Consider the following 13,527-nt stretch of genomic DNA (forward strand, 5'->3'; position numbering starts at 1 on the left):
ATACTTTAGCATTCATTTTTACAAACCTGATTAAAAACAATTTATATTTCATAAGTAAAAAGATTGAAAAAGGAAGCAAACTGCTTCTACTCGTCGGTGTTAATAAGAATCCTAACTGGCAGATCAATTATGGATCGGGGAAAGATGTAAGTGATGAAACGATAAAGGATTCCGGGGAGCCACTGGAAGTAAAATGGTACAACGACAGCTATGTAGAAATCCCTTTTTATAAGGAGTAAAGCCTTTTGTTTGAGTATTTTTGTCCAAATGTTCTTAACAACTGTTAACATCAAAATAAAAAATCATTACATTTGCTTTTTTTCAAATCAAATATAGTTATTGAATGAGTCAACTTTTTAGAAGGAAAATCTATTCAGAATCAGATACATCGACGAACCTTTTAAGGGTTTTGGGTGTTTGGGATATTGTGTTTTTCGGTATTGCAGCCATTATCGGCGCAGGAAGCTTCAGTAGTTTGGGAGAAGCTGTTTTCAGAGGAGGTCCCGGTGTTATTTTACTATATTTGATTTGCGGCTTTGCCTGTGGTTTCACTGCACTTTGCTATGCAGAATTTGCAAGCAGAATTCCCACTGCTGGTTCTGCTTATACCTATGCTTATGCCAGTTTCGGGGAATTAATAGCCTGGATCATCGGTTGGGCATTAATCATGGAATATTCTTTCGGTAATATCTATGTAGCTTTTTCATGGTCAGATTATTTTACAAGCTTTTTAGAGCGTTTGGGAATGCATATTCCGGATTACCTGACTTGCAGTTATACCGAAGCTAAAAAAGCCATCATGAACGGTTCTGAGAACAAAGAACTTTTGAATGCCTGGAAGACCGCTCCTTTATTAGGAAGCTTAAAATTCATCGTTGATGTTCCGGCTTTGGTTATTAACGGATTGATTACCTGGCTATGTTATGTTGGAGTAAAAGAAAGTAAGAATTTCAACAACTCTTTGGTAATCTTAAAACTAGCAGTCATTGTTTTGGTCATTTTAGTAGGTTATTCTTACATCAATACTGAAAACTGGACACCGATAAGCCCCGCAACGGGAACTCCTTCTTTCATGCCGAATGGCTTTGTAGGAGTGATGAGCGCCGTTTCCGGAGTTTTCTTTGCCTACATTGGTTTCGATGCATTAAGCGTGCTTTCCGAAGAAACTAAAAATCCTCAAAAAACATTGCCGAAAGGAATGATTATTTCTCTGGTTCTATGTACGGTTATCTATATTGCTTTAACTTTAGTATTGACCGGAATGGTAGATTATAAAAAGTTTGACGGTGTAGGAGATCCACTTTCATTTATCTTTGAAAAAGGAAATGCCAATGTTGCCTGGATGGAGCTTACTGTTTCATTTATAGCCATTGTTGCCATTACAACGGTACTTTTGGTTTTCCAGATGGGACAGCCGAGAATCTGGTACGCCATGAGCCGTGACGGATTAATGCCTCAGAAATTTCAGGAGGTACATCCCAAATACAAAACCCCGGCTTTTGCAACGATTGTAACGGGTATTGTAGTAGGTATCCCTATCTTATTTACAGATAAAACATTCATTTTAGACTTTACAAGTATCGGAACCATTTTCGCCTTTGTATTGGTATGTGCAGGAGTATTAATGCTTCCGGCAAAAGAAAAGATAAAAGGAAGATTTCATTTACCTTATATTAATGGAAAAATCATTTTCCCTGTTATTTTCATCGGAGGATTAATTGCTTTTTATCAATGGCAACCTGAATTTTTTCAAAACTTAATGGATTGGAAAGATCCTAAAGAAGGTGAGTTCAGGGCTTCGATTTTCTTTTTTATTTTGATTAATCTAGCTCTTTGCATCTGGACTTTCGTTAAAAATCTATCTTTAATTCCATTAATCGGATTGAGTTCCTGTCTCTATCTTTTAACAGGAATGAGCCACGAAAACTGGTTCTGGTTTGGATTATGGTTTGCCATCGGATTAGTTATTTATTTCTTCTACGGATACAAAAACAGTAAATTAGGTAAGGCTTAATTTCTCAAAAACATAAAAACAAAAAAAAGCAAAGTTGTACCTACAGCTTTGCTTTTTTTATCCTTATTAAAAAATGGCGAACTTATTGCTACTTTTCCCACAAAGATCAACGCCATGTCAGAAAGAATTAAAACCTTCAAAGAATTTTATCAGTTCTATCTTACCGAACACAGTAAAACCGGGACCCGGATTTTTCATTTTATAGGAACTCTTCTCGTATTTGTAGTGATCGGTTATGTTATCAGCTCCGGAAAAGAAAGATTCCTTTGGTATGTTCCTATTTTTGGTTATGGTTTTGCCTGGTTCAGCCATGCCGTAATTGAAAGAAATAAACCGGCCACCTTTAAATATCCGTTATGGTCGCTGATTTCAGATTTCAGATTATTTTTTGAGCTTTTGATAGGTAAGCAAAAGTTTAAAGAAATGAAGCCTAAAGAAAATAATTACCAAATTTAATAGGCTGCTTCTACAATATCATAATGAATAGTATTCAGCATTTTTTCTACTATTGCATCTTTATCTTTAATTTGCTCAGGAATATAACTTGAAAAAGTTGTTGTTTTATCTTTATTTAAAGTTACCACCACCTCTTCAAGAATGTTCTTATCATGCGCATAAAACTGAATTCTGTTATCGACTATTCTCCAAAAAGAAAGTCTGGGTTCTGATATAATACAGTTTCCGGTCTCTCCTTCTACATAATTGTAAATCGCAAAACCATCCTCTCGTATGGAATAGTTCCTCATTAAACGACATTGATTAAAAGCTTTCACAATCTTATTTTTTCCTTCATAGAAACCAGATTCTTTCAGCTTCCAAAACCCTATAACATCTTCTTTTTTCAGTTTCTGTGCATTTACCAAACTACTACAGACTAAAATAGAGAGTGAAGAAAGTAATATTCTCATCCTGTTTTATTTTTATTTACGTATGAACATTCATTTTTTACAGATCTGTTCCCGAATGTATTTACTTATTATGTTTATAGCCCAAAATAAACGATAAAAAAAATGTAAAGCAATAGAAAAACTGCGACAATTGATGAAAAGCACTTCGGCATGGTAATTGTGAGCTATGATGTCAAAATCAAGTATTATGAAAAGTATGGTAACAATTTTAAAAGGAACGGTAACTGCATTGGCATTATTTACAATGACGCAATGTACAACTACTTCCGGTGCATCCACAGCTGATGAAAAAACATTCATCGTAGGACCACAAACTGCAGATTGTACAGGAGTAGCCCCTATGAAATGCTTACAGGTAAAAGAAAAGCCAACCGATAACTGGAGTAATTTTTACACGAATATCGAAGGATTTACTTACGAACCAGGGTATGAATATGTAATAAAAGTAAAAACTGAAAAAGTAGAAAATGTTCCTGCAGATGCATCTTCCATTAAATATACCTTGATTAAACAGATTTCAAAAACGAAAAAATAATAAAAAACCTCCGAAAGTTTCGGAGGTTTTTTATTACTTATTAGGTCTGTTATGATCGTGATCTTTCGGAGGTGGCGGATAGTTCCCTTTGCTTGCCTCTCCTATTGTATTCGCAGTGGTCATGGCAGCAACAAGATCATTCAGCATTCCGCTTGCAGCGGTTGGCGAATTCGGTAATAACACCAGATTACTTCTGTTATTTGCCCCTACTGAATGTAAAGTATCATAATGCTGAGTAACGACAATTAAAGCAGATGCTTCGTGTGAATTGATATCTACATTATTCAGCATTCTTACCGATTCCTCAAGACCTTTGGCAATCTCTCTTCTCTGATCTGCAATCCCTTGTCCCTGTAACTTTTTAGATTCAGCTTCAGCTTTTGCAACGGCTACAATCCTGATTCTCTGTGCTTCAGACTCGTATTCTGCCGCTGTTTTTTCCCTTTCAGCCGCATTGATTCTGTTCATCGCATGTTTTACCTGTTCATCCGGATCGATATCTGTTACCAAGGCTTTGATAATATCATATCCGTAGCTGTTCATCGCTTCCTGAAGCTCTCCTTTTACAGCAATAGCCACATCGTCTTTTCTCACGAACACATCATCCAGCTTTAACTTAGGAACTTCAGCTCTTACCACATCAAAAACAAAAGAGGTAATCTGGTTTTCAGGATTTTCTAAACGGTAATACGCATCACTTACCTGAGTTCGAATCACTTGATATTGTACCGAAACTTTCATTTTAATGAAAACATTATCCAGCGTTTTTGTATCAATAATTACATCGAGCTGTTGAATACGCAAATTCAGCCTTTTGGCAATCTGATCGATAATCGGAAGCTTAAGATGTAACCCTGAATGCTTTACGGCTCGGAATTTCCCAAAACGCTCAATAATCGCTGCGGTTTCCTGCTTTACTACAAAAAACGAAGCGAACAAAATAATTAATCCGAAAAAAATAACGGGTGCTAAAAAAAGACTCATAGTGTTTTAATTTTATTAATATGTCGCAATAGAATGTGTTGTGTTTCATTAAATATAATAAAAATTATCGAGGTAAGAAAGTAAGGGCTAAAAGCTTGATAAGATTATTAAAGCTAAAACAAATAAATTTCGTCATTAAAGGAACTTCTGTCATTCACCTTCCTACTTCCAGCCAATTATTATTAATTTTGATTTATAAAATTCTCCGTTATGGTTGATGCTAAAGAAATACTAAAAGGGCATATTTCAAAATTCACCTCTCTTTCTGATGAGCAGTTTGATTATGTTTTCGGACATTTTAATCTGATTCATCTAAAGAAAGGGCAAAGTCTGATCTCCGAAGGCGATTTTGTAGATCATGAATATTTCGTTTTAGACGGCTGTCTGAAAGCATTTTACCTGAACGATACTATGAAGATGTTTATCCTTCAATTTGCTATGCCGACTTGGTGGGTAACTGATTTTGATGCTCTATACAGTAAAAATAGAGCAACAATCAATGTTGATTGCATCACAAACTCCAGTATTTTATCAATTTCTAATGAAGACCGTGAAAAGATCTGCAATAAAATTCATGAAGTTGAACATTTTTTCAGATGGCGAACCAATAAAGGCTATGTTGCCACTCAAAAGCGTCTTCTTTCTTTGATGAATAACGATGCTAAATTCAGGTATGAAGAGCTTTTGGCATTGTATCCACAATTATATAATCTGGTACCGAAACATTTGATTGCAGCTTATTTAGGAGTAACACGAGAAACTTTGAGTAGATTACATCAATAATTTACTACCACATTGTAGATTAGAGGTACTTTAACGCTATGTCGCTTAGGAATTCTTCAGCAAGTGATATCACAACAACTATCCTTAACTGAGTGAAACGCCTTTGCGAAAGTATTTATAGCATTTTCTTAATAATCATTGCGTCTTTGCGTTAAAAATATGTACGCTTTAATTTCAAATCAGGTTAATATCCCTAAAATTCAGACTCAACTTTCCCATATTTCGTGATGTACCTCACATAACTTTTTCTTCAAATCGACTGAACTTTGTCCTATAATTTAAAACCAATTAAAAATGGACACAAAAATTTTTAAAGTAAACAGCGAAAAAAGTTTAGTTGAATGGATCGGAAGAAAAGTAACCGGAGCCCACAACGGAACCATTGAAGTGAAAGAAGGAAATTTCACTTTTGAAAACGAAAATCTTCTAACAGGAAAATTTGTAATTAATACAAAATCAATTACAATTATTGATGTGGAGGACGCAGAAACCAACGCACAATTTGCAAGTCATTTGGCTTCTGATGACTTCTTTAATTCAGATCAATATCCTGAAGCAACTTTTGAAATCACTCACACAGAACCAGGCGACAACAATCTTTATTACGTAAAAGGAGATCTTACGATTAAAGGAATTACACATTCTATTGATACAGCTTTACAGATTGTAAGAACGGATAACGTTGCTGTTTTAGATGCTAAAATTGTCATTGACAGAACAAAGTTCAATATCAAATTTAGATCAGCCAATTTCTTCGCCAATCTTGGTGACACGTTGATCTACAATAATTTCGATTTGAATATCCACCTGGTTGCAGAAACAATTTAACCAACAATTTAAAATTTAACATCATGCCATTCATCACAATAGATGTTTTACGCGAAGATATTAACCGCGAAACAAAAAAAGAATTAATCAGAAAAATAAGTGAAGTTGTCACTACAGTTTTAAATAAAGATCCTCACTTAACACACATTATCATCAATGAAATCGAGGACGATAATTGGGGATACGCCGGAGAACAGGTTTCCGTATTGAAAGAACAAGGATTTTCAACAGCACCCAAAAATTAATTTAAAATGAAAAAACAAACAGTAATCGTAACAGGAGCATCATCAGGAATTGGTTTGGAAGTTGCCCGGTATTTCTTAGACAGGGGCGATAATGTGGTGATTAATTCACAAACAGCATCCAAATTAAAAGATATTTACAACGAATTGGGAGCGGGAGAAAATCTGGCAATGGTTGTAGGAGATGTTTCAAAAAAATCAACAGGAGAAGCTTTGGCAAAAATTGCTCTTGAAAAATTCGGCTCAATTGATGTTCTCATAAATAACGCAGGAATCTACGATAACAAGCCGTTTTTAGACGTAACGGAAGAATATTTGGATCAATTTTTAACAACGAATTTAAAAGGGACATTCTTCACAACACAGGCGATCATTCCACAAATGATCAAGCAAAAAGACGGGGTTGTCATCAATGTCGGAACACCGCTTGTTTACCATGCGATCGCACAATCTCCGTCCACTGCACCGATTTCGAGCAAAGGAGCAATTCACGCTTTGACACTGCAATTGGCAGCAGAATTTGGGAAAGATAATATCAGAGTAAATACCGTTGCACCGGGTTTAATCAGAACACCCATGCATGATGAAAGTATCGACAACAGTGCCGGAATACACCTGATCAACCGTATTGGAGAGCCGAAGGAAGTAGCACAAATGATCCACTCGATTGCTAAGAATTCGTTTATTTCAGGCGCTATCATTAATGTAGACGGAGGAATGGGTGCAGGTCATAGTTTATAAAAATGAAAGTTTTAATGGTAATGGCATGGCTGTTTATGGTACCGATAAACAGCTATGCTCAAAAAATAAATGTCATGAAAACATACAAAACAGAAGAAGCAAACATAAAAAATGCGATTGAACAATTGTATTTGAAAGGAATTTATGAAGGAAATACTGAACTTTTAAAGGAAATTTTCCATAAAGATGCTTTGCTTTTCGGAGATATCAAAGGGGTACCCTATTACAAAACCGCTATACAATATATTGAAGGGGTTGGAAGTAGGGTAAGTCCGGAAAAATCGGGAAAAGATTTTAAGCCAACCATCATCTCGATTGATGTGATAAATACAATTGCTACAGCCAAATTAAATGTAAAAATGTATGATTTCAATTACTATAATTTTATAACTTTTCATAAAATTGATGGTAAATGGCTCATTGTCAATAAAACATTAACCGATGTAGAACCTTAATCAAAAATCATGTGGAATAAAAACAGAATAACAAATTTACTCGGTATAGAATACCCAATTTTTCAGGGACCTTTCGGAGGTGGGCTATCAACCGTTGAATTAACAACAACCGTTAGTAAACTCGGTGGATTGGGAGGTTACGGAGCTTATACATTGTCTCCTCAGGAAATTTATGACGCGGATCAGCAGATAAAATCCATCACGGATAAACCTTATAATCTGAATCTCTGGGTAAATGATCACGATATTATCAATCAGGGGCACACTGAAAATCAATATCAAAAAGCGGTTGAAATTTTTAAGCCTTATTATGACAGACTGAACATTGAAGTTCCACCGCTTCCACCTTCTTTTGAATCAAGATTTCAAAACCAGTTGCAGGTCGTTTTTGATATTAAACCTAGGGTTTTCAGCTTTATGTTCGGACTTTTGGATCAGGATATTATTGAAAGATTAAAAAGCCAGGGAACAATCGTGGTCGGAAATGCAACGACAGTCGATGAAGCAATTGCTTTAGAAAATATTGGCGTAGATGTCATTGTAGCTTCAGGTTTCGAAAGTGGCGGTCACAGACCTTCATTTTTGGAAAAAGCCGAACTTTCAACAACGGGAACTTTTGCTTTAATTCAATTGGTTAAAGATAAGATTAAAACTCCGCTTGTAGCTGCAGGAGGAATTGCCAACGGTCGTGGAATCGCAGCAGCAATGACTTTGGGAGCAGAAGCCGTGCAAATCGGAACTGCATTTTTAGCAACAGAAGAATCCGGAGCATTACCGGTTCATAAAGAATTTTTGTTCTCGGAAGCTTCAAAATACACTACCCTTTCCAGAGCTTACACCGGAAGATTGGGGCGCGGAATTACTACAGAAATTACAAGAGAATTGTTAACTGCGACCGATCAAACATTGCCTTTTCCTTTGCAGACAACCTTTATTGCATCGATGAGAAAAGCAGCATTGGAACAGAAAAAACACGAATTGGTTTTCTTCTGGTCTGGGCAGATTGCACCAATCTTAAAACATAAAAGAACCTCAACTTTAATGAAATCTTTAATAGAAGAAGCGAACGAACTGATGGGGTGATTAGGTTGGGAGCCTGGAAAATGGAAGTTACAATTGAAGTGGTAATTTTATTGTAATTAATTTTTATACTAATTCAAATTTATTATCGCAGGGTTTGCCACCCTGTCAAGGATCTTTCCATAGTATTAGAAAATACGACGGAAAGATTCATGTTGAGATTCCTGCAGAATGACAAACGCTCTCAATATTTTCTAATGCTTAACCACAATAGCCCCGATTGAGCGGCATGTTTGAGCTCTTTTCAAGTTTCGGCGGCGGCAAAGCCGCCGCCGAAACTTGAAAAAGCGAGTAGCGAAAGCGGGAAAAAGCTTCAAATAAAAAGTTCAAGTCTTCAAACATTAAAAATTTCCCGCATTCATCTTCCAACTTCAAATCATATATTAAACTGTCATTCCAATATCAATTCCTTTAATTTTTCTGTATAAATCGGTAGCATAATTGTCGGTCATTCCGGAAACAAAATCAATAACCCCAAGAACTTTCTGGTAATCGGTACCGTCTTGATAAACAAACTGCTTAGGAAGAAGTTTCAACGCTTTTTTATCGTAAGATTTTCTTTCATCCTCATGTTTTAGAATAGAAGGAATAAAATGATCCAGCAATTCATACATTACATTGTAACCTGCATTTTCTATTTCTACCACAGCTTTATGATTATAAATTTTTTCAATCGAAAAGCTTTCAATATCCTGCAAAGCTTTATTTTCAGACTTATAAATATCAAGAAGTCCGTGATCTAAATTCCCCTTCAGAATAGTCTCAAAGTTGCTTTTATAAAGTTGAATCGATTTATTAATTAAAGCATTAATAACTTTTGCTCTTAAGTAAGAAATCTGCTCGTTTTCATTCCCTATAGAGTTCATTTTTTGCTCTACCCTGTTCACATCATCAGTTTCAGATTTCACCAGTTCAAAGAAAAGGTTTTTGCAGTCTGCTGTTGAAACAATACCCAATCGGTGGGCATCTTCCATATCAATAATATTATAGCAAATATCATCGGCAGCTTCTACCAGCCATACAAAGGGATGTCTTTTAAAAATATAAGGTTCTTCGCTTTCTGAAATTAAATGGGTTCCTTTTGCAATCTCTAAGAAAATATCTTTTTCATTTTGAAAGAATCCGAATTTCTTTCTATGGATAATTCCTTTCTTTTTAGCAATGGCTTCACACGGATATTTTGCGATACTTGCCAGCGTTGAAAAAGTCAGCTGAATTCCTCCTTCATCTTTCCCTTGTTGTTGATGCGCCAAAACCCTGATTGCATTGGCATTTCCTTCAAAATTCACCAGATCTGCCCATTCTTTTTCATTGAATTTAGACTTCAGATCATTTTCATTTCGTTCAAAATAACTTGCAATAGCATCTTCTCCGGAATGTCCGAAAGCCGGATTACCCACATCATGACAAAGACAGGCTGCAGCAATTACATTTCCTAAATTATGCAGGTAAAAACTTTTAGCATCTTCCGTTAAATCGTTTTTGAAATCATTATAAATAAATTCTCCAATGATACTCCCCAAACTTCTTCCCACCGACGAAACTTCAAGAGAATGCGTTAAACGGTTATGCACAAAGACACTACCCGGAAGCGGAAAAACCTGGGTTTTATTTTGCAGTCTTCTGAAAGCCGAAGAGAATATAATTCGGTCAAAATCTCTTTGAAAATCTGTTCTTGAAGCCTTTGTATGAGGATTGTTTCCTGTACGTTGATTGGTGAAAATCTGGTTTAAATTCATCATTTTTCAAAATTACTCCAAATTTTATTTTTATGGAATAGTATTTGAATTTTTATTGAAAACCGAGTTCTTATGCCTGAAGGTCCTTCCATCCTATTAATGAAAGAAAGCCTGCAAAAATTTGTAGGTGAAAAAGTTGTGGAATCTCAGGGAAATGCAAAATTTGACAAAGAAATTCTTGAAAATAATGTTTTGAAAGAAATACGGACTTTCGGGAAACAGACTTATCTTATTTTCAGTAAAGTCGCAGTCAGAATTCACTTGCTCATGTTTGGCTCCTACAGTGTGGATGAACAGACGAAACCCGATAAAAACCTCCGGTTATCATTAGTTTTTAAAAAAGGAGCAATCTATTTTTATAGCTGCAGTGTAAAGCTTGTAGATTCAGAATTCTTATCTAAAATTGATTGGGAAGCTGATGTGATGAGCGACCAATGGAATCCGGAAAAAGCAAAGCAAAAGCTGCTCGCCAATCCGAAAATAATGGCTTGTGATGCACTCATGAACCAGGATATTTTCTCAGGCGTCGGAAATATAATTAAAAACGAAGTTTTATTCAGAATTGGTGTGCAGCCTGAAAGTTTACTAGGAAATCTACCTTCTGAAAAGCTGGAAGATTTAATTACAGAAGCCCGAAACTATAGCTTTGATTTTCTAAAATGGAAACGGGATTTTGTTCTGAAAAAACACTGGCTTGTCCACACAAAATCAGTCTGTCCGAAATGTGGCGAAAAATTGGTTAAAAAACAAACCGGCTTGGGAAAACGCAGAAGTTTTTATTGCATTAATGACCAGAAATTATATTAATCAATATTCAAAGAACCTCCTGAATATTTTGTAAAAAATTCCGATCTGTATACCTCTCCCAAAGGAACTTCTGCATCACCGATGTAGATGTTATGGTTATCAAATGATTCAATATAGTCAATATTAACCACAAAAGATTTGCTTACCCGAAGGAAAATATTCTGCGGAACTTTTTGGTGGATTGTTTTCAGATTCATTGCTGTGATCAGCTTTTGAGTCCGGGTATGAATGACCACATAATCTTTCAATCCTTCTATAAATCTGATGTCTGAAAAATATATTTTATAATATTTCCTATCTGCTTTAATGAATAAAAAATCGGCTGTGTTAGATTCTATCGTGTTTTTTACGGTTTTGGATGAAAGCAGTTCCTTGTAAAGTACAGCTTTTTCAACTGCTTTTTTAAGCCTTTGTTTTTCAATGGGTTTCAACAGATAATCTACTGCATCCAGTTCATAACTTTTCAATGCATATTGTGAATAGGCTGTTGTAAAAATCACTAATGTATTTTCCGGAAGCGTTTCTGCGAATTCCAGTCCTGAAATCAGTGGCATTTCAATATCAAGAAAAATCAAATCTGTCTCTGAAGTTTTTAAAAATTCGATTGCAACAGGTGCATTTGAAAAACTTCCCAGAACTTCCAGCTGAGAAACTTCATTGATTAAGGATTTCATTTCCGCTCTTGCCAAAGGTTCGTCATCAACAATTATACAATTCATAAGGGGACAATTAAGGTTACAATATATTCTTTATCGGTTGAAGTAATGTTTAATTCATGGGTATTCTGGTAAAGTAATTCTAATCTTCGCTTAATATTGACTAAACCTAAACCACCGTATTTATTCTCAAAAGCAGAAAAATCTGAGTTTTTTGAATTGATACAGGTAAAATGAAGCTTGTTTTCTTCCATTTTGATTTCAATGTTAATATAATTTTCTTCCCTGTTGAGACTCACACTATGTTTTACAGCGTTTTCCACTAATGTTGTAAACAAGTTAGGTGGAATAAAAATGCTGTTCAATATTCGTTTATCCATGTCAATATGAATATCTACAGACAGATCTTCTCTTCTTATTTTTTCAAGGTTTATAAAATTGGAAAGAAAATCAATTTCTGAAGTAAGCAATGTTTTTTCCTCATCATTTTCATACAGCTGATACCTCAGAAATTCTGAAAGCTTCATGATCACAGCCGTTGCTTTTCCAGGATCTGTTCTGATCAACGCTTTAACGTTGTTCAACATATTAAATAGAAAATGAGGATTGATCTGATTCCGCAACTCATTCAATTCCATTCTTAATGTAAGATCATTAAGCTCTGTGATTCGTTGACTGTCTTTAATCCACTTCTGTAAAAGTTTAACCGTTGTTGTAGTCAAAATAATAGGAATACACATTAAAACTCCTTCATAAATTCCTCCTTTCTCACGAGGTAAATTAATCACACGATATTCTGAAAAAAACCGGTCGAAACAATATCCAATGCCATTTAAAGCTAAAACACCAAGTGCAACCAATAAAATAAAATAGGTTACATAACGGGTTTTAAAGAAAAATAAAGGAACCAGTACATATATATTAATATAGACCATCCCAATCAGTATACTATATACAAAAAACAAAATATAATACTTAGAATCTTCCGAGTACCAATTCCAAAACCTTGCATTGTAGATCAGCAGAAAAAAGAAAATCAGAAACAAAAGATGTCTCAAAAACCTAAATCGGTTTTCAAGCAGAAAATCCATGACAAGGGTTTCTTTAAAGTTCTGAGAAGAATATTTCATGTCTTACTTATAGCTTAATAACTTAACAAAAATAGGTAATAACGTAAGTTTCACTTAAAATATTATACCAACTCCCTATTTTATTATACTAATTTTAAAGTTCAGGATTTCGTATAAAATAACGGGCAATTTGTATAAAAAATAACTTTTCAAAACCCATTCTCCATTCCTTTGCTATGTAAAATTTTCAAATTATGGAACTGACCACTTTTCAGGAACTGACAGAAGAAATCGCCACAAAATGTTTTTATATGACCGATTGTGAACAGGAGGAAAAAGTAATACAGCTTATTGACCTCCATCACTTTATTGAGTGTTATCATTCTAACTTTAAAATCCTTGAATACATCAATCATCCTGTCAATATTATAGAAGAGCATGGAATAAAAAAAGGAATTTTATTTTACGATATAAAACACCCAACTCCGTTAGATTTTAATCTTTTTGAAGCATTTAAAAGACAAAATCACCTCAAAGAAATGTGGTTTGTATTTGTAGAAGAAGATGCTATTGTTCACTCTGAAAAATATTTCAGGTTCATTATTGAAAACTGTATTGAAATTTTTTATGACAAAATTTTCCTTTTCAATTTCTTCCAATCTACCATTAAAGAACTAAAATAATT

The 13,527-nt window shown here is 34.8% G+C and carries 17 protein-coding genes and 1 pseudogene; 12 read left to right on the forward strand and 6 right to left on the reverse strand.

What is annotated here, in order from left to right:
• Positions 1-38: 38 nt before the first annotated feature.
• The 3 genes and pseudogenes from MKS83_RS22290 to MKS83_RS04260 form a co-directional block, all read left to right on the forward strand.
• Positions 39-239 (forward strand): annotated as a pseudogene (locus tag MKS83_RS22290) (peptidase S15); the annotation flags it as partial.
• Positions 240-343: 104 nt separating this feature from the next.
• On the forward strand, positions 344-2,014 hold the full coding sequence (locus MKS83_RS04255) for an APC family permease (RefSeq protein ID WP_240582106.1): 1,671 nt from the start codon (positions 344-346) through the stop codon (positions 2,012-2,014).
• 114 nt (positions 2,015-2,128) lie between these two features.
• Positions 2,129-2,470, forward strand: a complete 342-nt coding sequence (locus MKS83_RS04260; RefSeq protein ID WP_100375889.1) for a DUF962 domain-containing protein — start codon at positions 2,129-2,131, stop codon at positions 2,468-2,470.
• Here MKS83_RS04260 and MKS83_RS04265 read toward each other — a convergent pair.
• Positions 2,467-2,922 carry a lipocalin family protein gene (locus tag MKS83_RS04265; RefSeq protein ID WP_240582107.1) on the reverse strand — a complete coding sequence of 152 codons (456 nt, stop codon included), beginning with the start codon at positions 2,920-2,922 and terminating at the stop codon, positions 2,467-2,469. The genes MKS83_RS04260 and MKS83_RS04265 overlap by 4 nt on opposite strands.
• A gap of 187 nt (positions 2,923-3,109) precedes the next feature.
• Between MKS83_RS04265 and MKS83_RS04270 the strand changes: the two genes are divergently transcribed.
• A complete protein-coding gene (locus MKS83_RS04270) occupies positions 3,110-3,457 on the forward strand; it encodes a DUF4377 domain-containing protein (protein ID WP_240582108.1) in 348 nt (115 codons plus the stop codon).
• 33 nt (positions 3,458-3,490) lie between these two features.
• Here MKS83_RS04270 and MKS83_RS04275 read toward each other — a convergent pair whose 3' ends face one another.
• On the reverse strand, positions 3,491-4,441 hold the full coding sequence (locus MKS83_RS04275) for an SPFH domain-containing protein (RefSeq protein WP_240582109.1): 951 nt from the start codon (positions 4,439-4,441) through the stop codon (positions 3,491-3,493).
• A gap of 210 nt (positions 4,442-4,651) precedes the next feature.
• Here MKS83_RS04275 and MKS83_RS04280 point away from each other — a divergent pair, with 210 nt between their 5' ends.
• The 6 genes from MKS83_RS04280 to MKS83_RS04305 all read left to right on the forward strand — a co-directional run bounded on the left by MKS83_RS04280 (position 4,652) and on the right by MKS83_RS04305 (position 8,573).
• Positions 4,652-5,224 carry a Crp/Fnr family transcriptional regulator gene (locus MKS83_RS04280; protein WP_240582110.1) on the forward strand — a complete coding sequence of 191 codons (573 nt, stop codon included), beginning with the start codon at positions 4,652-4,654 and terminating at the stop codon, positions 5,222-5,224.
• A gap of 294 nt (positions 5,225-5,518) precedes the next feature.
• Positions 5,519-6,052, forward strand: coding sequence for a YceI family protein (locus tag MKS83_RS04285; protein ID WP_240582111.1), 534 nt, complete (start codon positions 5,519-5,521; stop codon positions 6,050-6,052).
• 23 nt (positions 6,053-6,075) lie between these two features.
• Positions 6,076-6,297, forward strand: coding sequence for a tautomerase family protein (locus tag MKS83_RS04290; protein ID WP_240582112.1), 222 nt, complete (start codon positions 6,076-6,078; stop codon positions 6,295-6,297).
• Between the two features lie 6 nt (positions 6,298-6,303).
• On the forward strand, positions 6,304-7,035 hold the full coding sequence (locus MKS83_RS04295) for an SDR family NAD(P)-dependent oxidoreductase (protein WP_240582113.1): 732 nt from the start codon (positions 6,304-6,306) through the stop codon (positions 7,033-7,035).
• A gap of 74 nt (positions 7,036-7,109) precedes the next feature.
• Positions 7,110-7,490 (forward strand): nuclear transport factor 2 family protein, encoded by a 381-nt coding sequence (locus MKS83_RS04300; RefSeq protein WP_240582114.1) that lies wholly within the window; start codon positions 7,110-7,112, stop codon positions 7,488-7,490.
• A gap of 9 nt (positions 7,491-7,499) precedes the next feature.
• On the forward strand, positions 7,500-8,573 hold the full coding sequence (locus tag MKS83_RS04305; RefSeq protein ID WP_240582115.1) for an NAD(P)H-dependent flavin oxidoreductase: 1,074 nt from the start codon (positions 7,500-7,502) through the stop codon (positions 8,571-8,573).
• Positions 8,574-8,771: 198 nt separating this feature from the next.
• On the opposite strand, the gene MKS83_RS04310 is transcribed toward MKS83_RS04305, so the two are convergent.
• Together MKS83_RS04310 and MKS83_RS04315 are read right to left on the reverse strand one after the other, a co-directional pair.
• Positions 8,772-8,945: a hypothetical protein gene (locus MKS83_RS04310; protein ID WP_240582116.1), complete on the reverse strand. Its 174-nt coding sequence runs from the start codon at positions 8,943-8,945 to the stop codon at positions 8,772-8,774.
• Positions 8,946-8,953: 8 nt separating this feature from the next.
• Positions 8,954-10,309 (reverse strand): deoxyguanosinetriphosphate triphosphohydrolase, encoded by a 1,356-nt coding sequence (locus MKS83_RS04315; protein WP_240583166.1) that lies wholly within the window; start codon positions 10,307-10,309, stop codon positions 8,954-8,956.
• A gap of 72 nt (positions 10,310-10,381) precedes the next feature.
• On the opposite strand from MKS83_RS04315, the gene MKS83_RS04320 reads away from it, so the two are divergent.
• Entirely contained in the window at positions 10,382-11,116 is a 735-nt protein-coding gene (locus tag MKS83_RS04320) for a DNA-formamidopyrimidine glycosylase family protein (RefSeq protein WP_240582117.1), read from the forward strand.
• Here MKS83_RS04320 and MKS83_RS04325 read toward each other — a convergent pair.
• Positions 11,113-11,835: a LytR/AlgR family response regulator transcription factor gene (locus MKS83_RS04325; protein WP_240582118.1), complete on the reverse strand. Its 723-nt coding sequence runs from the start codon at positions 11,833-11,835 to the stop codon at positions 11,113-11,115. The two genes, MKS83_RS04320 and MKS83_RS04325, sit on opposite strands and share 4 nt — an antisense overlap.
• Entirely contained in the window at positions 11,832-12,902 is a 1,071-nt protein-coding gene (locus MKS83_RS04330) for a sensor histidine kinase (RefSeq protein WP_240582119.1), read from the reverse strand. The genes MKS83_RS04325 and MKS83_RS04330 overlap by 4 nt, the downstream gene beginning before the upstream one ends.
• Positions 12,903-13,096: 194 nt before the next feature.
• Here MKS83_RS04330 and MKS83_RS04335 point away from each other — a divergent pair, with 194 nt between their 5' ends.
• Positions 13,097-13,525: a hypothetical protein gene (locus MKS83_RS04335; protein ID WP_100375902.1), complete on the forward strand. Its 429-nt coding sequence runs from the start codon at positions 13,097-13,099 to the stop codon at positions 13,523-13,525.
• Positions 13,526-13,527: the final 2 nt, after the last annotated feature.

The organism is Chryseobacterium sp. Y16C, from assembly GCF_022488405.1.
Classification (GTDB): Bacteria; Bacteroidota; Bacteroidia; order Flavobacteriales; family Weeksellaceae; genus Chryseobacterium; species Chryseobacterium geocarposphaerae.

What these genes read in the sequence shown, in the direction of transcription:
- MKS83_RS04290 (WP_240582112.1), top strand. Translation starts at nt 6,076, where the DNA reads ATGCCATTCATCACAATAGATGTTTTACGCGAAGATATTAACCGCGAA.
- MKS83_RS04255 (WP_240582106.1), top strand. Translation starts at nt 344, where the DNA reads ATGAGTCAACTTTTTAGAAGGAAAATCTATTCAGAATCAGATACATCG.
- MKS83_RS04315 (WP_240583166.1), bottom strand. Translation starts at nt 10,309, where the DNA reads ATGAATTTAAACCAGATTTTCACCAATCAACGTACAGGAAACAATCCT.
- MKS83_RS04270 (WP_240582108.1), top strand. Translation starts at nt 3,110, where the DNA reads ATGAAAAGTATGGTAACAATTTTAAAAGGAACGGTAACTGCATTGGCA.
- MKS83_RS04295 (WP_240582113.1), top strand. Translation starts at nt 6,304, where the DNA reads ATGAAAAAACAAACAGTAATCGTAACAGGAGCATCATCAGGAATTGGT.
- MKS83_RS04305 (WP_240582115.1), top strand. Translation starts at nt 7,500, where the DNA reads ATGTGGAATAAAAACAGAATAACAAATTTACTCGGTATAGAATACCCA.
- MKS83_RS04285 (WP_240582111.1), top strand. Translation starts at nt 5,519, where the DNA reads ATGGACACAAAAATTTTTAAAGTAAACAGCGAAAAAAGTTTAGTTGAA.
- MKS83_RS04320 (WP_240582117.1), top strand. Translation starts at nt 10,382, where the DNA reads ATGCCTGAAGGTCCTTCCATCCTATTAATGAAAGAAAGCCTGCAAAAA.
- MKS83_RS04275 (WP_240582109.1), bottom strand. Translation starts at nt 4,441, where the DNA reads ATGAGTCTTTTTTTAGCACCCGTTATTTTTTTCGGATTAATTATTTTG.
- MKS83_RS04280 (WP_240582110.1), top strand. Translation starts at nt 4,652, where the DNA reads ATGGTTGATGCTAAAGAAATACTAAAAGGGCATATTTCAAAATTCACC.
- MKS83_RS04335 (WP_100375902.1), top strand. Translation starts at nt 13,097, where the DNA reads ATGGAACTGACCACTTTTCAGGAACTGACAGAAGAAATCGCCACAAAA.
- MKS83_RS04260 (WP_100375889.1), top strand. Translation starts at nt 2,129, where the DNA reads ATGTCAGAAAGAATTAAAACCTTCAAAGAATTTTATCAGTTCTATCTT.
- MKS83_RS04265 (WP_240582107.1), bottom strand. Translation starts at nt 2,922, where the DNA reads ATGAGAATATTACTTTCTTCACTCTCTATTTTAGTCTGTAGTAGTTTG.
- MKS83_RS04300 (WP_240582114.1), top strand. Translation starts at nt 7,110, where the DNA reads ATGAAAACATACAAAACAGAAGAAGCAAACATAAAAAATGCGATTGAA.
- MKS83_RS04325 (WP_240582118.1), bottom strand. Translation starts at nt 11,835, where the DNA reads ATGAATTGTATAATTGTTGATGACGAACCTTTGGCAAGAGCGGAAATG.
- MKS83_RS04330 (WP_240582119.1), bottom strand. Translation starts at nt 12,902, where the DNA reads ATGAAATATTCTTCTCAGAACTTTAAAGAAACCCTTGTCATGGATTTT.